This window comes from Corynebacterium sp. HMSC14B06 (assembly GCF_001807075.1).
Taxonomy (GTDB): domain Bacteria; phylum Actinomycetota; class Actinomycetes; order Mycobacteriales; family Mycobacteriaceae; genus Corynebacterium; species Corynebacterium jeikeium_D.
In genome coordinates, this window is the sequence record NZ_KV787392.1 from 128,217 (window position 1) to 154,099 (window position 25,883).

Annotated in this window: 21 protein-coding genes; 11 read left to right on the forward strand and 10 right to left on the reverse strand. The window is 57.4% G+C overall.

Annotated features, from left to right (window positions below; genetic code table 11):
• The first annotated feature begins 353 nt into the window (after nucleotides 1-353).
• Nucleotides 354-1,025 (forward strand): TVP38/TMEM64 family protein, encoded by a 672-nt coding sequence (locus HMPREF3130_RS07985; protein ID WP_070429713.1) that lies wholly within the window; start codon nucleotides 354-356, stop codon nucleotides 1,023-1,025.
• Between the two features lie 127 nt (nucleotides 1,026-1,152).
• On the forward strand, nucleotides 1,153-1,725 hold the full coding sequence (locus tag HMPREF3130_RS07990) for a DNA-binding protein (RefSeq protein WP_070429714.1): 573 nt from the start codon (nucleotides 1,153-1,155) through the stop codon (nucleotides 1,723-1,725).
• 4 nt (nucleotides 1,726-1,729) lie between these two features.
• On the opposite strand, the gene HMPREF3130_RS07995 is transcribed toward HMPREF3130_RS07990, so the two are convergent.
• From HMPREF3130_RS07995 to HMPREF3130_RS08005, 3 genes are all read right to left on the reverse strand, one after another.
• Nucleotides 1,730-3,130: an SPFH domain-containing protein gene (locus tag HMPREF3130_RS07995; RefSeq protein WP_070429715.1), complete on the reverse strand. Its 1,401-nt coding sequence runs from the start codon at nucleotides 3,128-3,130 to the stop codon at nucleotides 1,730-1,732.
• A 91-nt stretch (nucleotides 3,131-3,221) separates the two neighbouring features.
• Nucleotides 3,222-3,659 carry an NfeD family protein gene (locus HMPREF3130_RS08000; RefSeq protein ID WP_042388696.1) on the reverse strand — a complete coding sequence of 146 codons (438 nt, stop codon included), beginning with the start codon at nucleotides 3,657-3,659 and terminating at the stop codon, nucleotides 3,222-3,224.
• A gap of 60 nt (nucleotides 3,660-3,719) precedes the next feature.
• Nucleotides 3,720-4,574, reverse strand: a complete 855-nt coding sequence (locus tag HMPREF3130_RS08005; protein ID WP_048734135.1) for a DUF3097 domain-containing protein — start codon at nucleotides 4,572-4,574, stop codon at nucleotides 3,720-3,722.
• Between the two features lie 65 nt (nucleotides 4,575-4,639).
• On the opposite strand from HMPREF3130_RS08005, the gene HMPREF3130_RS08010 reads away from it, so the two are divergent.
• A complete protein-coding gene (locus HMPREF3130_RS08010) occupies nucleotides 4,640-5,497 on the forward strand; it encodes a hypothetical protein (RefSeq protein WP_016422771.1) in 858 nt (285 codons plus the stop codon).
• 40 nt (nucleotides 5,498-5,537) lie between these two features.
• Here the strand turns inward: HMPREF3130_RS08010 and HMPREF3130_RS08015 are convergent, their stop codons facing one another.
• The 6 genes from HMPREF3130_RS08015 to HMPREF3130_RS08040 form a co-directional block, all read right to left on the reverse strand.
• Nucleotides 5,538-6,596 carry a ferrochelatase gene (locus HMPREF3130_RS08015; protein ID WP_070429716.1) on the reverse strand — a complete coding sequence of 353 codons (1,059 nt, stop codon included), beginning with the start codon at nucleotides 6,594-6,596 and terminating at the stop codon, nucleotides 5,538-5,540.
• A gap of 119 nt (nucleotides 6,597-6,715) precedes the next feature.
• Entirely contained in the window at nucleotides 6,716-7,708 is a 993-nt protein-coding gene (locus HMPREF3130_RS08020) for a VWA domain-containing protein (protein ID WP_049190713.1), read from the reverse strand.
• A 115-nt stretch (nucleotides 7,709-7,823) separates the two neighbouring features.
• Nucleotides 7,824-8,672, reverse strand: a complete 849-nt coding sequence (locus tag HMPREF3130_RS08025; RefSeq protein ID WP_016422768.1) for a DUF58 domain-containing protein — start codon at nucleotides 8,670-8,672, stop codon at nucleotides 7,824-7,826.
• Nucleotides 8,672-9,676 carry an AAA family ATPase gene (locus HMPREF3130_RS08030; RefSeq protein WP_016422767.1) on the reverse strand — a complete coding sequence of 335 codons (1,005 nt, stop codon included), beginning with the start codon at nucleotides 9,674-9,676 and terminating at the stop codon, nucleotides 8,672-8,674. Before HMPREF3130_RS08030 ends, HMPREF3130_RS08025 begins: the two co-directional genes overlap by 1 nt.
• 54 nt (nucleotides 9,677-9,730) lie before the next feature.
• Complete coding sequence (locus tag HMPREF3130_RS08035) at nucleotides 9,731-11,368, reverse strand: DIP1281 family NlpC/P60 protein (protein WP_070429717.1); 1,638 nt, start codon at nucleotides 11,366-11,368, stop codon at nucleotides 9,731-9,733.
• Between the two features lie 631 nt (nucleotides 11,369-11,999).
• Entirely contained in the window at nucleotides 12,000-12,509 is a 510-nt protein-coding gene (locus tag HMPREF3130_RS08040) for an Rv1476 family membrane protein (RefSeq protein ID WP_048734147.1), read from the reverse strand.
• Nucleotides 12,510-12,876: 367 nt separating this feature from the next.
• Here HMPREF3130_RS08040 and acnA point away from each other — a divergent pair, with 367 nt between their 5' ends.
• From acnA to HMPREF3130_RS08070, 6 genes are all read left to right on the forward strand, one after another.
• Nucleotides 12,877-15,663 carry an aconitate hydratase AcnA gene (gene acnA / locus HMPREF3130_RS08045; RefSeq protein ID WP_080971469.1) on the forward strand — a complete coding sequence of 929 codons (2,787 nt, stop codon included), beginning with the start codon at nucleotides 12,877-12,879 and terminating at the stop codon, nucleotides 15,661-15,663.
• A gap of 222 nt (nucleotides 15,664-15,885) precedes the next feature.
• Nucleotides 15,886-16,452: a TetR/AcrR family transcriptional regulator gene (locus HMPREF3130_RS08050; RefSeq protein WP_016422763.1), complete on the forward strand. Its 567-nt coding sequence runs from the start codon at nucleotides 15,886-15,888 to the stop codon at nucleotides 16,450-16,452.
• Between the two features lie 142 nt (nucleotides 16,453-16,594).
• The gene (locus tag HMPREF3130_RS08055; protein WP_070429718.1) at nucleotides 16,595-17,344 is read left to right on the forward strand and encodes a glutamine amidotransferase-related protein; all 750 of its coding nucleotides are present in this window, start codon (nucleotides 16,595-16,597) and stop codon (nucleotides 17,342-17,344) included.
• 47 nt (nucleotides 17,345-17,391) lie between these two features.
• Complete coding sequence (locus HMPREF3130_RS08060; RefSeq protein ID WP_082149796.1) at nucleotides 17,392-18,138, forward strand: glutamine amidotransferase; 747 nt, start codon at nucleotides 17,392-17,394, stop codon at nucleotides 18,136-18,138.
• Nucleotides 18,139-18,183: 45 nt separating this feature from the next.
• A complete protein-coding gene (locus tag HMPREF3130_RS08065) occupies nucleotides 18,184-20,460 on the forward strand; it encodes a sensor histidine kinase (protein WP_016422760.1) in 2,277 nt (758 codons plus the stop codon).
• Nucleotides 20,453-21,211, forward strand: coding sequence for a response regulator transcription factor (locus HMPREF3130_RS08070; protein WP_240593345.1), 759 nt, complete (start codon nucleotides 20,453-20,455; stop codon nucleotides 21,209-21,211). Before HMPREF3130_RS08065 ends, HMPREF3130_RS08070 begins: the two co-directional genes overlap by 8 nt.
• Here the strand turns inward: HMPREF3130_RS08070 and HMPREF3130_RS08075 are convergent.
• Nucleotides 21,208-22,839 carry an ABC-F family ATP-binding cassette domain-containing protein gene (locus HMPREF3130_RS08075; RefSeq protein ID WP_038625400.1) on the reverse strand — a complete coding sequence of 544 codons (1,632 nt, stop codon included), beginning with the start codon at nucleotides 22,837-22,839 and terminating at the stop codon, nucleotides 21,208-21,210. The genes HMPREF3130_RS08070 and HMPREF3130_RS08075 overlap by 4 nt on opposite strands.
• Before the next feature lie 20 nt (nucleotides 22,840-22,859).
• On the opposite strand from HMPREF3130_RS08075, the gene HMPREF3130_RS08080 reads away from it, so the two are divergent.
• Both HMPREF3130_RS08080 and HMPREF3130_RS08085 read left to right on the forward strand, forming a co-directional pair.
• Nucleotides 22,860-24,068, forward strand: a complete 1,209-nt coding sequence (locus tag HMPREF3130_RS08080) for a lycopene cyclase family protein (protein WP_070429719.1) — start codon at nucleotides 22,860-22,862, stop codon at nucleotides 24,066-24,068.
• A gap of 98 nt (nucleotides 24,069-24,166) precedes the next feature.
• A complete protein-coding gene (locus tag HMPREF3130_RS08085) occupies nucleotides 24,167-25,630 on the forward strand; it encodes an amino acid permease (RefSeq protein ID WP_070429720.1) in 1,464 nt (487 codons plus the stop codon).
• Nucleotides 25,631-25,883 lie beyond the last annotated feature (253 nt).

Sequence of the window (25,883 nt, forward strand, 5' to 3'; positions counted from 1 at the left end):
CCTCTATCAATCCATAACCGAGGAAATTCGGCTGCGACAATTTCCGAATTCTCCGCGACGGAAAGGGATTTAAAGGCGTTGGCTTCCTCCAATAGTCAATAAGAGCCACTAGTCAGACGCTAAGACTCACCCGAGTGTCCATGCACTGAACTTTTCAGCTATTTGTGCAATACCCTTACGTTCGGTTTTGTGCTGACGGGCACGTCAAGTGCTCGAGCCAAAGGCATAGTGACCTTGGTTCCCATCCTAGTGAAATAAAGGGCAAACGCCTTTAGCCGCTGACTGCCCCTCTTCGCAGAGCCTCCAACTCGCAGGTCACACGCTTCCCCGCAATCCCCGGTAACCTCAAATGGGTGAACGTATCCGATGTGCGAATTACCCCTACACTCAAAAAGGTTCTGCTGGTGCTAGCCGTAGGTGCGGGGGTCGTCGTCACGCTGTACGTCGATGTTCCCACCGTCGCTACCATCCGGCAGTGGTCCATCGATGCCGGTGACTGGTTCCCGCTCCTCTACTTTCTCGCATACGTTGCACTGACTCAGTTCCCAATCCCCCGCACCGTATTCACTTTGGCTTCGGGAATCCTCTTCGGGCCAGTGCTCGGTTTCCTGCTGGCAATTACTGCGACGACGGTTTCTGCCCTTCTCTCCCTATGCATTGTGCGGTTTTTGGGGCGCGATTGGTTTCGCACGCACCTGACCAACCGCCGTCTTCTCAGTCTCGACCATCGGTTGGAGCAACGCGGCTGGCTCACAGTGCTCAGCTTGCGCATGATTGCTGGCGTGCCATTTTCGTTTCTCAACTACGCCTGTGGGCTGTCGTCGATACGCATCGTGCCGTATATCATCGCCACTGCCCTAGGTTCGGCGCCGAACACACTCGCCGTCGTTCTGCTTGGCGACGCGCTGTTGGTCGGCTTCGACGTGCGCTTTGCGGTGGCCACGGGAATTCTGCTCGTGCTTGGCTTGCTGGGACTTCTTGCGGACGCCAAGTTCCCTGTCGTAACCGGTTCATCGAAACGTTAAAACACCGTTCGGCGCTCTTGAGCTAGGCGTGATTTTTCGGCGAGCTGGTGTTGGGCGCCCGTGAGTGTGCGGAGGGAAGGAACGTGTCTTAGCCCAACTGTCAAGGGGTGGGGCTAGACTAGAGCGTATGTACTCAGTCTTTGCCAGGTATCGCGGTCGATCTACTCGCAGGGCAGATCACGTTCAGGCCTCTGCGCAGGCACTTTCCGGCCTGGAAGGCGTAGGAACTGTTGAGGTTGCAGGTATCGAAGAGCTTCACGCAGCTCCTGAAAATGCTGTGGGAGTCACCACGCTTGTGCTGGCGCTATTGGCGGCAGGTGACTGGGCGATAGGTATCGGTGTTTGTCCTCAGGACGACATTGAGCAAGCGCATCTGGCATCGAGCTCAGTCATCGGTAAGGGAGGCAGGGCCGGCACGGTAAAAACCCGCATTCGGACTAACAATCCGCGTGGTAAGGATTACTCGGAGGATATTGGTGCAGCATTCACATTGCTGCACCACGTTATCTCTCGCAGGTCCCCCGAAGGCCGCGAGGCAACTGGTTTGGTTCGCGCTGGTTTTTCACAGGTAGAGGCCGCGGAAGAATTGGGAGTTTCAAAGCAGGCCGTCAATCAGCGCCTCGCAGCAGCTGGCTGGCAGGCGGAGCTGGCCGGATGGAACCTGGCCGTCCACCTGCTTCAGCGAGCTGATGAGTTATAAAAGCTTACTGCCCATTTTCTGGGGCGTAAGGGTCACGTGACCATCCTGAAAAATCTGGACGCTCGGCGGAGCGCGCACCGCCGCCTGCATTGGTATTGCCGGCGCCAGGAGCCGAGGGCAGGTCACGTTTGCCGGAAGGAACCGACGGCGCAGCCGGTGTGGCCGGCGCAGCGGGCGCAGCCGGTGTCGCAGGTTCAACCGCTGCCGGGCCGTTCTGGCCACCCAACTGTTCAGGCTGAGCGGGCTGAGCCGAATCAGCGCGGCGATTCTTCTTCCTCTCAGGGGTATTACCAGCTGCTGCAGCCACCGGATCATCAACCGGGCGGTTAGCGACCTCGTTCGCCGCGGCAACTGCACGAGCCAACTCCGGGTTAGTCGACATGTCGAACCAGTTCTCGTCGCGGCCCTGCTCAGCCTCTTCCTTGGTCTCTCGGCTCACGGCCGGAGGCTCGTAGCGGAAGACACCGTCGGCATCCTTCTTGCCGAAAGCCCTAGCGAAGCTCTCGAGACTGTCGCCGAACTGCGACGGAATCATCCAAACAGTATTGCCGTCCTTATTTGCCAGCTCAGGCAACTTCTCCAGGTACTGCCAGGCAAGAATCTCAGGTGTCAACTGTGAAGCCTTAACAGCTGCGTTGACCTTCTGGATAGCGCGAGCATTACCCTGTGCCTCAAGGTAGGTAGCGGCGCGAGTACCCTCAGCGCGCAGAATGGTTGCCTGACGCTCAGCTTCAGCAGCCAGAATTGCTGCGTGCTTGTTACCTTCGGCGGCCAGAATCTGTGCCTGCTTACGGCCCTCAGCAGTTTTAATATCGGCTTCGCGGGTACCTTCCGCAGTCAGAATCATGGCGCGCTTCTCGCGATCGGCCTTCATCTGCTTTTCCATCGACTGCTGAATCGACGGTGGCGGCTCAATGGCCTTCAGCTCCACACGAGCGATACGAAGACCCCACTTGGCAGTGGCCTCGTCCAGCTCGCCGCGCAGACGGCGGTTGATGTAGTCACGGGAAGTCAGTGTCTCTTCCAGTGTCAGGCCACCCACGACGTCGCGAAGCGTTGCGGTGGTGATCTGTTCGACGCCGAAGATGTAGTCATCGATACCGTAAATTGCCCGATCCGGTTCATTGACCTGGAAGGTCACGACGGTATCGATAGCCACAGTCAGGTTGTCTTCGGTGATCACTGCCTGTGGCGGGAAGGTAACCATACGCTCACGGGTATCGACCTTCTCGCGCACTCGGTCAATGATCGGGATGATGAAGTTCAGGCCGCTGTTCAGTGTCTGCGTGTATCGTCCCAGTCGCTCTACGATTGCCGCTTCACCCTGAGGAACCAGGACAATCGCTTTGAGAACCAAGGTAACAACCACGAGAATGAAAACGACGAGGATGATAAAGCCTTCCATGGGATTCCCTCGTAGCTAGAAACTGTGTGGTCAGTTATTTAATGGTCAGTAACTAAGAGTGCTCCGAGCGCCCTTTAAGTGAGTCGGCTGCTCAGAGCAGCTTGTCCACTACTGCGGTATTGCCCGAAATCTCTACAATCGTGACTCTTTCCTTCGCATCGAAGGTCTGCGCAGTCAGAAGACTGCGCGCGCTCCACAACTCGCCATTGACCTTAATCAGACCCGCTGACGAGGAAACTGGCTCGATGACCTCAGCATGACGGCCCGCTAGCAGTTCCGGACGCGACTCCAGTTCTGCGGACTTGTCCGGTTTTGCCATCTTTTTGCGCAACACAGGGCGAACTGTCAGCACAAGTGCGGCGGACACAACGGCGAAGATAACCACTGACAGCCAAAGCGGCGCTCCAAGCTGGCTCGCACCGGACGCTGCCAGTGCACCACCTCCGAGCATTAACAGTGCTAAATCTCCGACTGCGAGTTCACCGAGAACCAGTAGGAGGCTTGCTCCGAGCCAAAGGAGAGGAATCACGCCCTCACCCTACCTACTTTGCAGAACAAATGTGGGGCGAGTGGAGCCAGTATTCCGGGGTCAGTACTGCATATGTGGCTCAGTGACGAAGTCGACCAGGCGCTCAACTGCGCCAATCAAATCTGACTCCAGATCACGGTAGGTGTGTACACCTGCGTAGACACGTCGCCAGCCCTCCTTGGGGTCGTCTCCCCAGCCCAAGCGACGGCAGATTCCTGTCTTCCAGTCCTCCCCGTAGGGAACTTCCGGCCATGCCTCGATGCCTACCGACGAGGGTTTGACCGCTTGCCAGACATCGATAAACGGGTGGCCTGTGACCATCACGTGCGGGCCGAGCTGCTGAGTCATGCGGCTTTCCTTACTGCCCTCCACCAAGTGGTCTGCCAGGACTCCGACGCGGCGCTTCGGACCCGGACCAAATTCGGCCAAGCGTTCTGGAAGGTTGTCCAAGCCCTCCAGATACTCCACGACTACGCCTTCGACACGCAAATCGTGGCCCCATACCTTCTCGACAATTGCCGCGTCATGAATACCCTCGACCCAAATACGGCTGGGGAGAGCAACTTTCGCCTTGACGTTGTGAACCTTGCGCGAGCCCGATGCCGATAGATCCTGTGAGGGCTTTTTGGGTTGTGCCTTCGGACGCACCAGAGTCACAGGTTTGCCGTCGATGAGAAATCCGCGCTCGTGCATGGGAAATAGCCGCGACTTGCCGTGGCGGTCCTCCAGCCGGACGCACCAGCCGTCGAAAGTTTTCTCCAACCCGATAATCGCACCGACGAATCCGTCATAGGACGCCTCGACGACAACACCATTTTCTGCTGTCACCTCGCGTGCCGGCTGTGGGATACGACGGCGGTGGCCACGTGCGCCAGCGAACACGTCCTGATTGCGGTACGGGTCTTGAAAGCTCATGGGTACTGAGATTAACAGCATCGGTTACGGGACCAACGACACGCTGCACTAGGATGAGCTGCACTATGCAGCGCAGTGTTCTCGACCAGGTCTGGAGTCCAACTCAGCACATCGCCCTTTGGCTGGGCGCGTGGTTGTCGGGTTTGGAAAACTACGATCATCTCCTCGACGCGCTAGACTCGCTCGGCGGACCCACGTCAGTTCCGGGGACGTTCGTGCTTGCCGACGCCACGGTTCCGAATGTCATCGATTGCGACGCTGATCTCGATCGAAGCGACATGCTCCGCCTTCTTCGAGCGGTTACTGAAGCGGGAGATTGGCACAGTGACCACCGTCCCCTCGTCCGCCTCATTCTCTCCGGGCCCGGTGATGCACCTGCACTGCCTGCGGGAACCGACGCCGCTGAAGCTGCACGCGCAGCAGGCTCGGCCATTGTGATTGCGGATGCGGAGCCGGGCTGGAACCATGTGCTCATACCAGTGACAACGCCGGTGCCAGGCCTACCGCAGTGGCATTGGTACACACTGGAAGGCCACATTCCCGAGCCGGCCTATCTCTCCCCTGGCGAGGCGGATTTACAGCTGGCAGATGCGGCGCGGGTTGCGGCTGCCACGATTGCGGCGATGCCGCGTTCACCGCTGACGTCGTCAAGCAGTGGTGCCCCGAAAGTGGATCCCCGGCTGATGGTCGGCATGCTCGATGACCACCTGGACATGGCCTTTGTGCCGGATGATGTGCCGCGCCGTGCACTGGGAGTGCTCGCCAGAGCTGATCGGGTGTCGTCGATTCTGGCGGTGGCACAGGGCAGCGAGTCCGGGCACGGCAGCGCCGCGTTTGACGCGCAGCTCATCCCGCTGTGGCGAAAGATCCGGCAGGCGCGGATGAGCGCGGTGGAATACGCGATTCAGGAGTGGACCCGCTAGAGATTTGCCCTGCCCCGAGGCCCGATTGAAACCAAAGGAATCAGTGTGGGCGGCGCTTTGCCGGGGTACAACAGGATGCGGCGCAGGGGGCGCCGTTGCAGGCCGAGCCGAGTAGCGGTTCACTTCCCAGATGGCGGGGCTTGACATCTGCGATGCGCTCTTCGATGAGCTCCACGAGCATGTCAGTGAAAGTAGCCGTCGGACCAGGCGTTGCGACCCGCTCGATGACGATGTCGTGATGAGCCATTTCATCCTGAAGCTCAGCATCCAAATCCCAGGCGACCTCAACATGATCCGAGATGAAGCCAATCGGGCACACTATTGCGGATCGGAGGCCGTTGGCGACCTTCGCTTCAACGTGGTCGACGATGTCAGGCTCCAACCACGGCACGTGCTCCGGGCCAGAGCGGGACTGCCAGACGACGTCAAAGTCGGTGATACCCACTGCGTCGGCGACGAGCCGTGCTGCTTCGTTGACCTGGCGGGAGTAAAGATTTCCGCCGAGCTCTACCGGCCCGGATGCCTTGTCCGCAGAGACCGGAATAGAGTGAGCGGTGAAAATAAGCCGGGTGTCCTCACGGCGGTCATCCGGTAGCTTGGCAAACGCCTCACGCACTGCGTCTGCATAGGCTTTTATAAAGAGCGGATGATCGTAGAAGCTCCGGATTTTCTCCATGTCAAAAGCACGGTCGCCCAGAGATTCGCGCATCCGAGCAATGTCTTCGTGATACTGGCGGCAGCCGGAGTAGCCGCCCCAGGCGCTAGTGGCGAAAACGAGCGCTCGCTTAACACCGTCATCAGCCATCTTTGCCGCGGTGTCTTCAGCCATCGGATGCCAATTGCGATTGCCGAAATAAACAGGCAAGTCATAGCCACGGCGAGTGAGCTCAGCCTTAAGGTTGGAGACAATTTCGCGGTTTAAATCGTTGAGCGGGGACTTACCGCCAAAGTGCGCGTAGTGTGCACCGACTTCGTCCAACCTCTCCGGCGGAATTCCGCGGCCGCGGGTGACATTCTCCAGGAAGGGACGCACATCGGCCATCTTTTCGGGACCGCCGAAAGACAACAGCAAAATAGCGTCAAAATTATCAGAAGACATAGCTAATCATGTTAGTAGCGCAGTCTGAGGACTCCATAAGACGACTGCTCAATGCCCCCGGCGTCTCCTGCCAATCGGGTTCCATACAAATCGCTTTACGACGGCACCCTAACCCAGCCCTACTGCGGAATTCGACGATTGGTCACAAGCAGTGAGCCCACGGTCACTAGCAGCATCGCGAAGGCTGCGATCAGATAGGGCCTCGGATTCTCGGCCCGCTTGAGTTCGTAACCGATGTCATCTTCCAGTGAGCCATAGGCATCGCGGAGCTGCTCGAGGGAACCAGCGCTGAAGAACTCACCTTTTGTTCGACGGGCGATCTCTCGCAGCGAATCGTCGTCGTTAGGCACTGGAATCAATTCGCCCTGAACCGTGATTGCGCCTTGCGCGGTACCGAACGAAATCGTGTTGACAGGCACCCCGGCCTTGGCGGCTTCGGCGGCGGCGGTATATGCGCCGCGGGGATCGTCGAGTTCTTGTGGGACGGTCTGTTTGCCGTCGGAAAGCAGCACGATTGTAGCTGGTGGGGCGCCTTCTCCCCCGCCCTGAACTGAGTCGCTGAACTGATTGATGGCATCCAGCGCGGCAGCGATAGCATCACCGGTCGCAGTCGCCTGATCTAACTCAGCAGCCTGGAGCGCTCGATTCACGGTGTCATGGTTGGTAGTCGGGCTGACAGCAGTGCGAGCACGACCAGAGAACGTCACCAGGCCGATATTGAGGTCGTCGGGAAGGTTCTCCACGAACTCTTGGCCGGCTTCTTTAGCTGCAGTGATGCGGTCTGGCGCAACATCTGTGGCCGACATGGACAGCGAAACGTCGACCACCAGCATAACCGTCGCTCGGTTGCGGGCGACTTTGGTCTCCGAAATCGGACCAGCCAATGAAATGATGACCAGAACAAGTGACAACAGCGCACTGATAGCTACGACATGGCGCAGGCGTGCCGACGACTTATTCCCCAGTGACCCAACGATGGTGAAGTTGCCAAAGGCAATGGCACGTTGCTTTCGCTGCTTAGTGCTGATCCAATAGGCCACGGCTGCCACGAGAGGCAGAGCGAGTGCGAGCAGCCACCCTGGGTGCGCAAAAGTTGAGTTTAGGAACGTCATCGCGGTATCAGTTTCCTCACATCCAGTCGCCTAAACAGTCGCGTATAAACCAGTGGCTATAGCCGGTTAGTCGGTGGCCCAAAAAAGATAGCACTAACAAGCGGTTACTCAGACGCTAATGTTGGCCAATTTGTCGAGCAAAATCCAGTACCCAATCGGAATCCGTACGCAAGGTAATAACGCGAGCACGGCATTTGCGCAGTTCATTGATTACACGCTCGTGGTGGGCACGAGCCTGAGCTGCATACTCGGCGCGGGTCTTGTCGTTGATGTTGAGTTCAATGGTCTCGCCGGTAGCTGAATCCGCCATGACCACCGGGCCTTCGCCGGGTAAGGCTTCATCGGCTGGATCTACCAGGCGAATCGCCATAATCTCTGTCGAGGCCGAGGCAACGCGCAGCGGGCGCGCCCAATCGAGTGATCCAAGGAAATCCGAGATGACAACCAACAGCCCAGCGCGCGGAGCCTGAGTCATTACTGTGTCAATATCCGCTGCGAGGTTATGCTCAGCAGTCGCGTCAGCCAACTGCTTGAGCAGCATCAAGCTGTGGGCACGGCCCTGGCCCGCGGGCACTGGAGTGCCACCGGCGATTAATCCAGTTCGGGACCCCGGGGCGTCGTTAAGCATAGTCACAGCGCCGGCAGCGGCGGTGAGCAGATGTCGTTTGGTGGTATCGGCCAATCCCGTGGACAGACGTGCGGCGGGTTCGGCGACAATCCAGCACTCCAGCTCACGCTCGGCCTCGGAGGTGCGAACATGCGGCACTCCAGTACGGGCTGTCACTGCCCAGTTCATCTGGCGAACATCATCGCCGATGACATATTCGCGGGAGCCAACCGGCTCAGAGCCATCTCCAGTAGCGGTGGAGAGAAAGCTGCCGCGCAAAAGTCCGTTGAGCTTACGCGTAACAGTTAGCTCTAAGTACGCCAGGACGCGTGCAAGATCGTCTTCACGAGCTGACATTAGGAGGCAGTGCCCTCATCGGAGCCAGTGCTCGCGCCTTGGGGAAGGCGCACGTGAGACAACACGATGTCAATAATCCGTTCGGGAGTAACGCCATCGGCCAGGCCCTCATAGGACAGGACCAAGCGATGACGCAGCACGTCGGGAAGCACGGAAACCACATCGTCCGGCACGACATAGTCGCGACCGGAAAACAGCGCGTGGGCGCGGGCAGCCGCGACAGCACCAAGAGTTGCACGCGGTGATGCGCCATAGGAAAGCCAGCGGTCGACATCCTTCAACTCCGCCCGCATCGGATTGCGGGTGAGTTCGATGACGGCCACGATGTAGTCAATCAGTGTGTGGTGGACAAAGACTTCGCGGGTAGCGCGCTGCAGTTCCCGAACACTCTCTGGGGTGAGAATCTGCTGCGCGACTGGAGGGGTGGCTCCCATGCGGTAGACAATCTCCCGCTCTTCCGCCGGAGTGGGGTAACCCACGAGGACCTTAAATAGGAAACGGTCCCGCTGGGCCTCCGGCAGTGGGTAGACACCCTGGTTTTCGATTGGGTTTTGCGTGGCCAGAACCAAAAACGGCTCCGGTACTGGCGTGGACTCCCCTGCGATGGACACCTGGTGCTCTGCCATGACTTCCAGCAGAGCCGACTGCACCTTCGCCGGTGCGCGGTTGATTTCATCAGCGAGCACGATATTTGACATGACCGGGCCGGGCTCGACAATGAACTCCGAGGTGTCCTGGCGGAAAATCCGGGTGCCGACAATATCTGATGGCACCAAATCCGGAGTGAACTGGATACGGGAGTAGGACCCACCCATCACTGTGGCAAAAGTAGACACTGCCAGAGTTTTCGCAACACCCGGAACACCTTCGAGCAGGACATGACCTCCTGCGAGCATCGCGATGAAGAGCTGCTTAATCAGGTGCTCCTGGCCAACCACAACCTTCCCCAGCTCCGCGTATGCGCGCTCGAGGTCCGTGTGGTCAGTGGGCGTTGGGTAGGTCACAGAGAAACCCTTCTTTAGGTCGGTTGCCCGACCTGTAGAACACGTCGTTAGAAACTAGACGAGGCGGACAACGTTCGGTGTCATTCCGTTATAACGGACTGGCGAAATCTTAACCACAGAACCGGACTGCGGTGCCTCAATCATCTTGCCATCGCCCAGGTAGATAGCGACGTGGCCATGACCATTCGGGCCCCAGAACAGCAGGTCACCACGCTTCATCTGAGATGCCGGGTAGTGCTTTCCGCGCTGGTACTGGTAGCCGGTGTAGTGAGGCAGGTCAATGCCGACAGCGGCGTAGGCGTACAGAGTCAGGCCCGAGCAGTCGAAACCAATCTTGTTGTAGTCGCCGTGGGAGTCAGCTACTCCGCCGTCACGGATGCCCTTGGTCGGGCCGTTGGCGTTGCCGCCGCCCCATGCGTATGGGACACCGAGCTGCCCCATCGCGCGTGCGATGACAGTCTCGACCTTCTGGCTGGAAGAACCCGAGGTGCTCTGACCAGTCTCTGGATTCGTCGGCGCCACAGTCTGCGCCGGGGTGCCGCTTGACGACGAGCTGTCGGTGCTAGAAGATTCCGAGGTCTCGGTGGACTCAGAGGAGTCCGAAGATTCGGTCGTCTCAGAGGAACTGGTGGAGCCAGTGGAGTCGGTCGAGCTGCTAGAACCAGTCGAGCCAGTGGAGCCCGTAGAACCAGTCGAGTCGGTAGAGTCAGTGGAACCAGTCGAGTCAGTTGAGCTAGTGGAACCAGTCGAGCCCGTAGAACCAGTGGTGCTAGAGCTTTCATCTGTGGACTCAGAAGAGGAATCCTCATCAGTCTGGTTCGACTGCGCCTCGGCGCGAGTCTTAGCTGCGGCTTCCTCAGCGGCCTTCTTGGCAGCGGCGTCTTCCGCTTCCTTGCGGGCCTGCTCGTTCTCGTAATTCTGGCGCTGGGAGTTCAGCTCGTTGACCGCGTTTCGGGCTGCATCCAAAGATGCCTTTGCGGCATCGCGATCGACCTGAGCCTGCTGGTAATCAGCTTGCTCCTTTTGAAGCTCCTCGTTTGCCTCGGAGTACGCGTTCTGAGCATCGGTGTTTCGCTGGTTTGCGGTGGCTTCCGCCTGCTGAGCCTCGTCACTCTTCTTGCGAAGCGTGGACTCCTGGTTAGCAGCCTCGGTTCGATTCTTATCCAGGGAGTCAACGGTCTGCTCTTGACGATCAGCTTCGCGACGCAAAGCGGACAGGCGGTTAATAGCCTCGGATGCATCTCGCGCACCTTCGAGAATCGAGCCGCTGGAACGTCCCTGGCGCATGATGGTGCGTGCTAGCTCGTCGAACTGCTTCTGGGCACTAGCGAGCTCAGCGCGGGAACGGTCGAGTTGGATCCGTGCCTCGTCGACCGCCTCGCGCGCACGGTTAGCGGCATCTCGAGCGTTCTCAAGGTCTACCATGGCCTTGTTGACATCCTCGCGGAGAGTGCCCATGCGTAGCTCGAGGTCAGATACCCGGCGCTCGCTGGAAGTTACCTCGGCGACCAGGGACTGCAAGTACGACTCGGCGTTAGAGGCCGCCTCGCGCGCTTGACGGATCTGGGCGTCGCTCGGATTTAGTGGTTGTGCAGCTGCGACCTGAGTGTTCGTCGCCAGAAGACCCGCCGTGATAATACCGGCAATTGGACGAGTCCAATATGATGCACGGACTTTGCGATTACTCGGCACCGCGTTACTCCTACATTTCTCCTATGGGTGCGTTCACGCCTCAGAATCGACACCAGCGACTTCCCCATCGTTGGATATCTTCCTGTTGTTGCCTCCAGGTCTTGAGTGGAACTTCGAAAAACGTCGAACCGAAACCAGAACCAAAAGCAACAGCGGCGCTCCCGCGAGTTTTTCATTGGTCAATACTGGACCCTTGAGTCCACTATTGGCATCACGAAGCACTTTACGGGTCAAAAAGCTCTAAAAAAACATAAGTAACAAAATTACCAACTGTCCCCCACTTTGTGACCGTTTCGTTATATGTCGTGGCCTGCGGTTATGGTGAGCCCTAGGTTTCTATGTGAATTATGTCACTATTAGATGACTTATCGGCGTGCCGGAGTGTCGTGGGCCTTTACCTGGGGTACCGGACATAAGAAAAGGTCAAGCTTTAATGCTTGACCTTTGTGAAAATCGTTGACACGGTTACGGTGGCTGCAACAGTGTTATCCAATTCAGATAGTGGCTGATTTCTCCACTGCTACCAGTTTTTGGGGCATTTGCCCTGTCTTTCGCCTGGGGGTGGAAAACCGGGGACGGTGAATGTATTCAGTGAGACCGTTAGCTTCAGCGTCCGTCGTAAAGCGAACTCTTAAGCGGTTGGGCGTGTGCGTAGCCAGTAGAACGTCAGTCCGACGAAGAGTGCGACGATAACGACGCCTGCGATGAGGCTGTAAAGAGTCCACGGAACGACGTAGTTAGTGAGCTCGTGCAAATAGGCATCGAGGCCCGCCGGATAGTCTCGTGGAGTCTCCATCATTGCGTGGTCGGCGCGTTCAATGGCTGCGCGGGGGAAATCGGCAGATGCGGTGGCCACATTGCCCGGTGTGCGCACGACAGTGGTGCCGCCGACTTGGTCCGCTACTTGGCGGGCAAAGGAAAAGATGTCGGTGTTCTTTTGTTCGGCGACGGGGTAAATCTTCTCGCTATCTAGGTAGATGATATTGAAATTGGGCACCCCCCGATTTGCTGCATCGTCGACAATTGGCTGGACCGCTTCTCGGAGCTGTGGGTTATTTGTCACGATGTTGTCGGTGCGTAGCTGAGCGACCACCTTCTCGACGGTTTCTTTCGCTGCCTGTGAATCTGCTGGCGTATGCATTAATTGCCTTCCGTATCGTGCTCCTGTTTTGCGTGAGAATGGTTTCCACGCGCCCCAATTTGGCGGAGATGCTGCTTCGTTTGTCCTATCTATAATGGCCTGCTCTGGATGTGAACGGGGGTAGCGTGACTCGGCGCGCCGCGAGCAATCTACATACAGAACGTTCGTACTGTTATTGTTGATGCAAGGACGGTAACGCTTCCTTAAAAACGTGTGTGTGGGCTCGTGTGCCCCGCGTCGTGATTATTGCTTTAATTGGTTGATAAGGGGCGGCGTGATCGCACCTATGCCTTGTGGAGAGCCGAAATTCGAGTGCCGGACTCTTCAGTTAAGGCGACAATTCACCCGAATAGAAATGGAGCTGACTGTGGCTGAAAGCAAGAACTCTTTCAACGCCCTGCGCAAGCTTGAGGTCGGAGACAAGTCTTATGACTACTTCGCTCTTGACGCCGTGCCGGGTATGGAGAAGCTGCCTTACTCGTTGAAGGTTCTCGGTGAGAACCTGCTGCGCAACGAAGATGGCGCCAACATCACTGAGGAGCACATCAAGGCTGTCGCCAACTGGGTTCCTTCGGCTGATCCGTCGATCGAGATTCAGTTCACCCCTGCTCGCGTTATTATGCAGGACTTCACCGGCGTCGCCTGTGTTGTTGACCTGGCTACCATGCGTGAGGCTGTTAAGACTCTCGGCGGCGACCCGGATCAGGTTAACCCGCTGAACCCGGCAGAGATGGTCATCGACCACTCGGTCATCATCGAGGCCTTCGGTAGCGAAGACGCTCTGGCTAAGAACGTCGAGATTGAGTACCAGCGCAATGATGAGCGCTACAAGTTCCTCCGTTGGGGTACTGGCGCATTCTCCAACTTCCGCGTTGTTCCTCCGGGAACCGGTATTGTCCACCAGGTCAACATCGAGTACCTGGCTCGCGTTGTCTTCGAGAACAACGGCCTGGCATACCCGGACACCTGTGTTGGTACTGACTCCCACACGACCATGCAGAACGGCCTGGGCATCCTGGGCTGGGGTGTCGGTGGTATTGAGGCTGAGGCCGCAATGCTTGGCCAGCCGATCTCCATGCTCATTCCGCGCGTCGTTGGCTTCAAGCTGACTGGCGACATTCAGCCGGGCGTTACCGCAACCGACGTTGTGCTCACCGTCACCGATATGCTGCGCCAGCACGGCGTCGTCGGCAAGTTCGTAGAGTTCTACGGCGCTGGCGTTTCCAAGCTGCCGCTGGCTAACCGTGCAACCATCGGTAACATGTCGCCGGAGTTCGGTTCCACCGCCGCAATCTTCCCGATCGACGATGAGACCGTCAAGTACCTGGCCCTGACCGGCCGTGACAAGGAGACCCTGGAGCGCGTCGAGGCTTACGCCAAGGCTCAGGGCATGTGGTTGGACGAGAACACTCCGGAGGCTGAGTACTCCGAGTACCTCGAGCTGGACTTGTCCACCGTCGTTCCGTCCATCGCTGGCCCGAAGCGCCCGCAGGACCGCATCGAGTTGGCTTCCGCCAAGGAGCAGTTCCGCAAGGACCTGCACAACTACTCCGACGGCGAGATCAAGGGCGCTGTCAAGGCTTCCGCACCGACCTCCGAGCTGGCTGCAGACTACAACGAGTCCCGCGAGGGCCACGGCGAGTCCGCCGCTAACGGCGCTGAAGGTCGCCCGAGCTCCCCGATTACCGTCACTTCCCCGAAGGGCGGCGAGTACACGCTCGACCACGGTATGGTCGCTATCGCTTCCATCACCTCTTGTACCAACACCTCCAACCCGTCGGTCATGATTGGTGCTGGTCTGTTGGCACGCAAGGCAGTCGAGAAGGGTCTGCAGGCTAAGCCGTGGGTCAAGACCATTTGTGCTCCGGGCTCCCAGGTTGTTAACGGCTACTTCAAGCGTGCTGACCTGTGGAAGGACCTCGAGGCTCTGGGCTTCTACCTGTCCGGCTTCGGTTGTGCAACCTGTATCGGTAACTCCGGTCCGCTGCCGGCTGAGATTTCCTCCGCCATCAACGAGGCCGACCTGGCTGCTACCGCGGTTCTGTCCGGTAACCGTAACTTCGAAGGCCGCATCTCCCCTGACGTGAAGATGAACTACTTGGCCTCCCCGATCCTGGTTATCGCTTACTCTATCGCCGGTACCATGGACTTCGACTTCGAAACTGACGCCCTGGGTCAGGACGCAGAGGGCAACGATGTCTTCCTACGCGACATTTGGCCGTCCACCGAAGAGATCGAAGCAACCATCGAGGCCTCCATCTCCTCCGAGCTGTACGACGAGGACTACAAGGATGTCTTCGCTGGTGACGAGCGCTGGCAGAACCTGCCGACCCCGGAGGGCAAGACCTTCGCTTGGGACGACAAGTCCTCCTACATCCGCAAGGCACCGTACTTCGACGAGATGGAAATGGAGCCGGCACCGGTTTCCGACATCAAGGGCGCTCGCGTCCTTGCTGCCCTGGGTGACTCGGTGACCACCGACCACATCTCCCCGGCTTCCTCCATTAAGCCGGGCACCCCGGCTGCTCAGTACCTCGACTCCATGGGCGTTGAGCGCAAGGACTACAACTCCCTGGGTTCCCGTCGTGGTAACCACGAGGTCATGGTGCGCGGCACCTTCGCTAACATCCGCCTGCAGAACCAGCTGCTTGACGGTGTTACCGGTGGCTACACCCGCGACTTCACCCAGGAGGGTGGCCCGCAGGCCTTCATCTACGACGCTGCCATGAACTACAAGGAGGCTGGCACTCCGCTGGTCGTCGTTGGTGGTAAGGAATACGGCACCGGTTCCTCCCGTGACTGGGCAGCTAAGGGCACCCTGCTGCTGGGCGTCAAGGCTGTTATCGCTGAGTCCTTCGAGCGTATCCACCGCTCGAACCTCATCGGCATGGGCGTTGTTCCGCTGCAGTTCCCGGAGGGTGAGTCCTGGAAGTCCCTGGGCATCGATGGCACTGAGACCTTCGACATCGCTGGTCTGGAGGAGCTGAACAACGGCTCCATCCCGAAGACCGTCAAGGTTACGGTTACCAAGGAAAACGGCGAGTCCTTCGACTTCGACGCTGTGGTCCGCATCGATACCCCTGGTGAGGCTGACTACTACCGCCACGGCGGTATTCTGCAGTACGTCCTGCGCAACATGATCAAGGGCAACTAGTTTCCCTTTGACTCGTGCGCGCTAGGGCTTGTTACAAGCAGCGCTTCTAGAGGCCGGTAGGTAGCGCTAGCCCGCGGATTCATACCCCACGGGCTAGCGCCCTGCCGGCCTCGGGTTTCTCTACCCCAACCAAACTGAGGCTTGGGAAGTATAGGAATGGCGCTGCCACGTCATGCAGTGAAACATGTCCCTGGGCGTCGCCGGCAAGAAAAGAGTTTCCTTATGCCAAAAGTGAGTAACCAGGATTTAGCTCAACGGAGGCACGAAATTCTCGACGGCGCTCGGCAGTGCTTTGCAGAATTCGGCTACGACGGCGCAACGGTCTCTCGTCTGGAGTCCGCTACCGGTAAGTCTCGCGGTGCTATTTTCCATCACTTCGGATCCAAAGAAGGTCTGTTCTTAGCATTGGCCGAAGAAGATGCCGCAAATATGGCGGAAGTCGCGGAGGCTTCCGGCTTAGTGGAAGTAATGCGTGACATCGTGGCGAACCCAGACAAGCATGGCTGGCTGGGAACTCGCCTTGAGATTGCCCGTCGCCTTCGCAGCGATCCGGAGTTTAAGGGCCAATGGTTGGGCCATCAGGATCAATTGGATGACGCTGTTGCCCACCGATTGACCCAGACATCCTCATCCGGCTCCCTACGGTCGGATTATTCGGTTCGCACGATGCAGCTTTTTCTCGAGCTGATGCTCGATGGCATCATCGTTCGTCTGGCATCTGGTCGCACTGTCGACGAATTGGATTCCGTGCTTGATTTAGTTGAAGACAGCTTACGGCGCAAGGACTAGCCACTCAGGCTAGGCCTGATAGCGTTACGTACCACCCGCTCCCCTAATACGGGAGCGGGTTTCGGCTTTCTGCCGTGCATTTACCCCGTTTGACCGGTGAAGATGCATAGATTTCACTCAATATGGACTAAGCTGTCTATTTATGAGTGTGGGTAAGTTTTTGTTGGTGGCGCTCCGCCCCGCAGATGGTGCGGGGCAAGCCGAGTACCAGGACTTTCTGGATTCCACCGGGCTTGAGCCCAGCCAGTTGGACCTGTTTACCATTGACGCTGTCGGCGCTATGTTGCCCGACCTGACCTCCTATGACGGCGTATTTGTCGGAGGCAGCCCATTTAACATCACCGACCTTGAGCATTCAGGTTTGCAGAAGTATTCGCACGATGTGCTTTACGACGTACTTAGGAGTCCTGTCCCCGCACTGCTTATCTGCTACGGCGCTAGCTACACAGCCTTTACTTCGGGTGGTTTGGTTAACCTGCGCCACGGCGAAGTAGCGGGTTCTACCCGGGTAGAGCTCACCGAAGCCGCCACTCAAGATCCAATAGCTTCGGTGTTGCCTCCGGTTTTTTATGCGTTGACTGGCCACAAGGAATCCGTTGCGGAACTTCCCAATCACGCAACTTTGCTTGCCACAGGTCCAACCTGTCCGGTGCAGATGTACTCGATCGGATCGAATAACTGGGTTACCCAATTTCATCCGGAGATGAATGCTAACGGACTGCTCCGCAGAATGTCTTTCTACACCGACGTCGGTTACTTTGACCCGGAGGAAGTCGACGCGATTCGACTAAAGGTATCTGATGTGGACCTCCAGGCCGTCTCGTCAATCATCCCCCGATTTATGCACGTATGTACGCATGCAGCCAATCCGAGCCTGCTAGTGGTGCAGTAGTCTCCGTCCCCCTCTAGCTCCCTTTTTCACGAAATTTGTTCCCGCAAATGTCTACCTCCGCCAAGCCCTTCCTCCTGCTTTCCACACGCGGCGAAGATGCCGCAGCTCACGCTGAACATCTCTCATTTGCCAGGAGGTGTGCATTGGCGCCGGCAAAGTTGCATCAAATTCGCCTGGAACAGTCTCGTCCGGGGAATCTGAATCTAGATAACTACTCGGGCGTAATCGTTGGCGGAGGTCCCTTTAACGCCTCTGATGACGATAAGAGCTATCTACAGAAGGAAGTCGAGACCTGGTTCGAGGATTTGTTGGCAGAAGTGCTCGAACGAGACTTCCCCTTCTTCGGAGCTTGTTATGGCGTCGGCCTGCTCGGTACTGCTGGCCATGGCCGTGTCTCCCGCAAGCACGGGGAGCAGGCAGCTGTAATCGAAGTAGCTGCAACTCCAGATGGCGAATCAGATCCAATTCTTGATGGTTTACCGGCCCACTTTCACGCCATCGTCGGCCACAAGGAGGCCATCGAAGAACTGCCTGTCGACGCTACGTTGTTGGCAACTGGAAAGGACTGCCCCGTACAGATGTTTCGGTTGGGCCACAATGCATATGCGACGCAGTTTCACCCGGAATTAGATGCCAACACGTTTGCCCAGCGTCTCCAGATTTACGCAAATGAGGGCTACTATTTACCAGGAACAGATCTTAAAGCGGTGTCGGCCGCGCGACAGTTGGATGTTGCTCGAAGTGGGCGTATTCTTCAGAATTTCGCTCGGCTCCATACCGCATGTAGAGACTAATTAGTTTTATCTAGTGGCAATAAGCAAAAGGAATGTGATTGTCGCATGGAGAGGTGGAATCCCGATTCGGCACTTGCCGGACAGTCACCATCAATTGAAATGTCTGTGCTGCGATCCGGCGCGATTATTATTGCCGTCACCGGCTTTTTGTGGCAGGTTGAATCGGCTGTTCGTTCTGTCCCCTTTGAAAACTTTCTGAGCCACTGGTTCCCTTTTGCATCACTGCTCATATTCATTCTCAGCGATATGTTGCTGATTTGGGCTGTGATTAATAATACGCGGCGAGGCCTTATTACCGCACTGCGTGTGCCGATGTACATCATGTTGGTTTTCCTGATGTTGGTTTCAACCTATTGGGATCTCCCTCATAACCTCGTTGGAAATGCGCTCTGGTATAGCCCATTTTCAGGTTTAGCCCTCGCTGCATTTGCTCTGACAGTGCCACTCCACATCAGTTTGTCCGTGATGGTATTTGTTCCCGGACTTATTGCGGTCATTAATTCGTGGTTGCTGGGACACACTTTTTGGCTCGACATGTTGTCGGATGTTGGTTTCAATCTCATCAACACTTTTCCATTTGTGATTATTGCAGGCTCTGCACAACCCGTCGCAAGGCTTATTGACTTCACCTACGAGAACTCTCGGAAGGTCAATGAGAGAGCGGAGCGTATGCGTGTCCGCGGCGAGGCGATGAGCAGCTTCAACGCCTATGTCCATGACTATGTATTGGCCGCACTGTCTGCAATCGGTAAGGGCTCTAAGATTGACTTCTCGCTAGACGAGCAGACTGGGCTGTTTTTCTCGCCTCGGCAAACAGTAAGCGGTAGAACTTTTGCTGAGGCTGTACGGGCGCAATTGATGTCGGTGAGCCCCGACATTTCGGTAACGCTAGACACCAGCGAAGAAGGCGGTCCAGTTCGGCTGCCAGGAGAAGTTGCTAACACGTTCCTATTAGCCGCAACCGAGGTGGCAAATAATGCCAAGCGTCACGCAGGTGCCGCAGCGGAAAAGAAATGCCACATTCGTGTTGCCTCGGGAGAGGTGTCCATTGATTTTCGTGACGATGGCACCGGGTTCGACCCCGAGGGAATTGACCCGCATCGTGCAGGTATCCGGTTGAGCGTTAAAGGGCGAATGGAGGCCCTTCGCGGTGGAGATGCTCTCGTTAATTCAAAGCCTGGGAAAGGTACTCAGGTTATTCTCAAATGGCACGGTAATACCTCTCCTGTGGAAGAGGAAGATGTAGTCGATTCCTCCGCTCACACGACATCGCTGTATGACCTCATGGGAATGTCAATTGTTTTTTCCTGGCAGTTCTACGGCGCGATCGTCGGCGTGTTGTTCATGGTTCTAGTCAGTAATGGACAGTTATTTACCGCGGCCGGGCAAATCAGTCTGGCATTAGCGATCGGCCTTCTCGGGCTGATTATGTATGGCCGCCATTCACAATTGCCGTTAGCCCGTGCAATCGTAACTGGTGTCGCGATCGTTGTATTAGCTGTGGTGGGGCTCTACCAGCCCATTCCAAATAATTTGGAATGGTCGTATTTCTGGCACTTTAGCTTAATTTCTTTTGCATCTGCATTGCTCGCCATCCGCGGCCGCCCCTGGGTTGCGCTGAATTCAGTGCTCGGTGGCGCGATCATGGTGGAGCTTCTCAAGTTCTTCCCCTTTGCCCCCTCGGATACGACCCACATCAGTATCTCTGGAGTTGACCTGTTAGTTCGCTCCGTGATGTTGGTCGCGGGAATTTTGACGTCCATCATGGTCCGCTTTTTTATGCGCACCGTTCCGCAGTCTATTCAGGATTATAATCGTGCGCTGTACGCTGCCGGGGCCGCCAAAGAGTACGAAATTAGCAGCCAGAGTAACTACGAATGGCTGCAGCGCCGGGTCGGCCCCATTTTTAGCGCCGCTGCAGTTTTGGAAGAACCGACCCCGCGACTGCAGTTGCGTGCGCGGCTTACAGAGCAGCTTCTCCGAGACGTCCTACGTTCGCCGCATCTAAATGTTGGGTCCCTTCACCAAGCTGTTTGGGATGCCCGCGCAAGAGGTGTTCATGTCCGGCTCCTCGATGACCGCAATCACACGCAGGCCGTTTCCGATAGCACCGATGTGCGCCGTATTCCGCTTGTCGACGACGATTCCGCGGTGGCCAAGTTGATGCCGAACTTCCTCGAAGCAATCGATAACGCCGAAGAAGGATCGGTAACAATTCGCCTATTGCCCCCGGGCAGACGTGCATTTGCATCTATTTCTGATGACAATGGAGTGCAAAGGTTTGATGAAGCCGGTGAGAGGATAGTGATGTCACGTGACTAGGGAGAATATTGCGGGAATGAGCAATGCTTCCATCGACGTCTCGGCTGCAATTGACTCCGACAACATCGGAGATTACAGCGTGCAGTCGGATCGTTTGCTTCGCGTTGCTGCGATTGATGATCATGCCTTGACTCTGCAGGGGCTCGAAACCCTGCTTTCTGCAGAGCCAGACTTTGAGCTCGTCGGCTGTTATCGAACTGTGCCGGAGCTACTGGCCGATGTGGGCACCGATGACCGCCTGGATGTGGTCGTGCTGGATCTACGGCTGGCGGATAATTCAGATCCAGCGCAGAACGTTCTGTCGCTGGAATTGGTTACCGATCACGTGCTCATCCTCTCGTCAGCTGAAAGCCCATACCTTGTCCGAAAGGCAGTGCGTACCGGAGTAATGGGGGTTGTGCAGAAATCGGAAACCCCGGAGACAATCGTGTCTGCAGTACGGCTGGCGGCACTTGGCAAGGGCGCGCTGACTACAGAATGGGCATCGGTAGTTGACTCTGATCCCCTGCTCGACTCTGTCGATTTGTCAGAACGCCAGCGTGAGGTACTGGAGCTTTACGCCTCCGGTGAGTCGACGAAGCGAGTCGCGTCGATGACAGGGCTGACACCGAACACCGTGTTGGACTACTTGGGTCGTATTCGAGCCAAGTATGCGGCAGCTGGCCGGGCCGAGAACAGCCTTAACAAGTCGGAGATGTATAGGCTCGCTCAGCAGGACGGTTACCTGCCAGGGCCAATGGATCCGTCTTAAGCCAGCTCGACGATTTCCATGTAGTCGTCGCTCCAGAGGTCTTCGGTGCCGTCGGGAAGCACGATGACGCGCTCGGGCTCTAGCGCCTTGACCGCACCTGGATCGTGGGTAACCAGAACGACGGCCCCGGTGTAAGTGCGAAGTGCATCGAGAACCTGTTCGCGGGACTGCGGGTCGAGGTTGTTAGTGGGCTCGTCGAGAAGCAGGACGTTTGCGCGGGAGCTAACCAGCGTCGCCAGCGCCAGACGCGTCTTCTCACCACCGGAGAGGGTTCCCGCTGGCTGCTGCAGCTTGTCGCCGGAGAACATAAAGGCACCGAGCAGGCTCCGCAGTTCCGGCTCGTTGACGTCAGGGCAGGCGTAGACCGTGTTTTCCCAGACAGTCTTGTCCGGGTCAATCGTGTCATGCTCCTGGGCGAAATAGCCGATGCGCAGGCCGTGGCCGGAGACAATGCCGCCTTCGCCATCGGTGCGCTCCACACCGGCGAGTAGCTTCAGCAGCGTCGTCTTACCAGCGCCATTGAAGCCGAGGACAACCACGCGGGACCCCTTGTCAATCGCAAGATCCACACCGGCGAAGACTTCCAACGAACCATACATCTTGGTCAGTCCCGTGGCGTTGAGCGGAGTCTTGCCACAGGGCGCCGGCTCGGGGAAGGAAATGTGGGCGACCTTATCCTCGACGCGGACTTCGTCGAGACTGTCCATCATGCGCTCAGCGCGAGCCACCATCTGCTTGGCCGCACGGGCCTTCGTCGCCTTCGCGCCTAGCTTCTCGGCCTGCTTGCGCAGTGCGCTGGCTTTCTTCTCCGCGTTAGCGAACTCACGGCGACGTCGAGCCTCATCGGTCGCGCGTGCCGACAGGTAGTTCTTCCAGCCCATGTTGTACACATCAGCTTCGGCGCGCACCGCATCGAGGAACCAGACTTTGTTACACACGGCCTCGAGCAGCTCGACATCGTGCGAAATCATAATCAAGCCGCCCTCATGCTTACTGAGGAATTCGCGCAGCCAGGTAATCGAATCCGCATCGAGGTGGTTCGTCGGTTCGTCGAGAAGCAGCGTCGTGGCGGACTTGCCCGAGCCTTCGGTAGCGGCGAAGAGAATCTGCGCAAGCTCGACGCGGCGGCGCTGACCACCCGAAAGCGTCTTCAGCGGCTGGTCGAGTACGCGCTCCGGCAACCCCAGCGCGTCGCAAATGCGGGCTGCCTCGGCGTTCGCCTCGTAGCCGCCGAGGTCGTGGTAGCGCTCCTCGAGACGCGAAAACTTCCGAATCGCCGCATCGCGTTTCGTGTCAGTGGTCGCGGTCTCCATGATCTCCTGTTGGCGATCCATGCTGCGGCGGATTTGGTCAAGACCTCGCGCCGACAGCACACGGTCGCGGGCGGAGATGTCGATGTTGCCCTCGCGCGAGTCCTGTGGCAGGTAACCAATCGAGCCAGAGCGCACTACTGAACCGCCATAGGGTTCAGTTTCACCGGAGAGAATACGCATAGTCGTCGTTTTGCCAGCACCATTTCGCCCGACGAGTCCAATCCGGTCTCCCGGCTGGACGCGCAGCTGCTCACCCGGCGCAGTGAGCAGGGTACGGGCGCCGACTCGGACTTCAAGGTCATGGGTCACAATCACGAACGAGTAGCCTACCAGTTATGACTTCATTTCCCGTGACCGCCTCCGTCGTCGGCCTCGGGCCCGCCGGAAGAATCGCCGCCCACCGTGCATCCGCTCGCGGCTGGGATGTCACCGCTTATGACCCAGCCGGTGGCACACTGCCCTCGACGATTGGTCTCTGGTGCGACCAACTCCCCGACTGGTTGCCCAGCGACTTCCTTGCCGCCACCTTTCAACCCAGCGTCATTCTTGCCGACGGCACCGAACGTCAGCTCGCCCGCAACTACGGCGTTGTTAACAAGGACTGCCTGCAAAAACTGGGCGGTTTCCACATCGAACGCCGCGCGCTCACCGATTCCGAAACCACGGGTACTGACATCACAATTGTCACCACCGGGCGCACGCACGCCGCAGTCGGGCGAGGTGGGCAGGTACGGCAGCTCGCCATCGGGCACATCTTTTCGCTTGACGACGTCCCCAGCGCCCACCGCCGCGCAGTCCTCATGGACTTCACTCCGGCTGAACCGGTTGACCCAGCGACAGAGCCGGCTAGTTTCTCCTATCGCATTTTCTTGGATGACAGGACCTTCCTCATTGAAGAGACCATTCTCGCTACTCCGACTCCTATGGTTGACGGGTATCGTGGCGAAGCCGGTGCGCCAGTCGGCAGCGGCGGTGAGGCCGATGACTCCGTACTTCTAGCGCTGTTGCGTAGACGCCAAAGTGCACGGTTGAAGTCCCTGGGGCTTTCGGAAGATCTGGCCATCGACGAAGAAGTGGTGTCCTTTCCCCTACTGGCAAACCTTCCCTCTCGCCGCGGTGACGTGACGCACAGTGGACCATCCATGGGCACTCTCTTCGGCTTTGCTGGTGGTTGGATGCATCCTGCCACTGGTTACTCGGTGGGTTCGGTTATCGAAGATGTCGACCGCTTCTTGGCCGATATGGAAAAGAAGGGAAGCCGGACGCTGGGGACGTCGTTAAGCATGCGATTGCAGCGATGGCTACGCGAACGTGGGCTCGCGGCGTTGCTGGGGTTCGATGCACGACAGACGAGTGCGTTTTTCCGGGCGTTCTTTTCGTTGCCGGAGAAGGACGTTTTTGCCTATTTGATAGGGACATCCCCACTGACGACGCTTCGCGCTATGGCGAAAGTGGCCGTGCCTTTGCTGAAAATGAGTCCGCGTACGTGCGGAAAGCTCATCGCTGGGTTTGTGCGGGGACCTGGGAGATGGAGAACTCGTTGACCGGGAGCATATACATCAGCCGATTTGTGGGGTGATACCAACAATTAAAGCGGTGTGGTTTTTGCATTCACCGGAGTACAAACGCTTATGATAAATGAATGACTTCGACGCAATCTGAGGAGACTTCCTCACAAAACCATAAGCTTCAGCGCAGGCTGAGAGCTCGCCACCTGAACATGATTGCCATTGGTGGTGCCATTGGTACGGGCCTGTTTGTTGCCTCCGGTGCGACCATTTCGCAGGCCGGTCCAGGCGGTGCGCTTATCGCTTACGCTCTTATCGGCATCATGGTGTGGCTGGTTATGCAGTCTCTCGGCGAGATGGCCGCTTACCTGCCGGTGCCCGGTTCCTTCCAGGAGTACGGTCGCCGATACGTCTCAGAATCCTTCGGCTTTGCCATGGGCTGGAACTACTGGTTTAACTGGGCGATTACTGTGGCCGCAGAGCTCGTCGCTGCTGCGCTGGTGATGCGCTATTGGTTCCCGGATGTGCCTTCAATCATCTGGTCCGCGCTCTTCCTCGCGATTCTATTCGGGCTGAATGCCCTGTCCGCACGTGCATTCGGCGAGGGTGAGTTTTGGTTTGCGACCATCAAGGTCATTACCGTCATCGTCTTCCTCGTTCTTGGTGTCGGCATGATTTTCGGCATCTTGGGTGGGGCCTCCCCCGGCTTCGAAAACTGGACCACGGGCGACGCCCCATTCGTCAATGGCGGAATGGGACTGCTGGCCGTTTTCGTCGTAGCTGGCTATTCCTTCCAGGGCACCGAGATGGTTGGTGTAGCAGCAGGTGAGGCTGAAGATCCTGAGCGCACGATTCCCCGCGCGATTCGCACTATCTTCTGGCGTATCTTGCTGTTCTACATCGGTGCCATCGCTGTTATTGGTTTCCTTATTGCGTACACGGACCCGAATCTTCTGAATGCCGCCGAGGACAATATTTCCATTTCACCGTTCACCCTGGTCTTTGAACGCGCAGGTATCGCGATTGCCGCTGGCCTGATGAACGCTGTCATTCTGACTTCGGTGTTGTCCGCGGGTAACTCCGGTATGTATGTGTCCACTCGTATGCTGTTTTCCCTGGCCCGTCAGGGACACGCTCCGCGTTACTTTGGCAAGCTTTCTGGGCATGGCGTTCCGCTGCGCGCTCTGATTGCCACCGCTGTCATCGGTATGGCTGGCTTCATTACCTCATTGGTAGGCGATGGTGTGGCGTACACCTTCTTGCTGACGCTGTCTGCGCTCGCGGGCTTTATCACCTGGTTTGGTATCTCTTTCAGCCACTACCGCTTCCGCAAGTGTCTGAAAGCCCAAAATATCCCGTTGGATTCGCTTCCCTACAAGGCGAACTTTTTCCCCGCCGGTGCTGTGCTGGCACTGATTATGTGCTTCTTTGTGGTGGCAGGACAGGCACTTGATCCGATCCGTACTGGCGAAAATATCTTTGCTATCCTCACTCCGTACCTGGGTATTCCGGTATTCGTCCTGCTGTGGTTCATCCATAAGAAGGTCACGGGCTCCAAGCTCGTTGACCCGGCCACCGCAGACATGACTCGCGAATAGCTGCGAAGGGCTGTGAATAGATGCGAGTAGCTATGCATCTCGCATCTAACTCTCACAACTTGGATTAGCAGTCGAAGACAATAGCGACCCCGCTTGGCACTTTTCAGTGCCAGGTGGGGTCGTTTTTAACTCCGAGTCGGACAGCTTGAAAAAATTGCGGGGATGCTCGTGTGAATACGGGCTGCAGATGTGAAACTGTGCAAGTTTATGACGCTTTCAGGCGGTAGGGTCAGGCGGTCATTGCATCATGGAT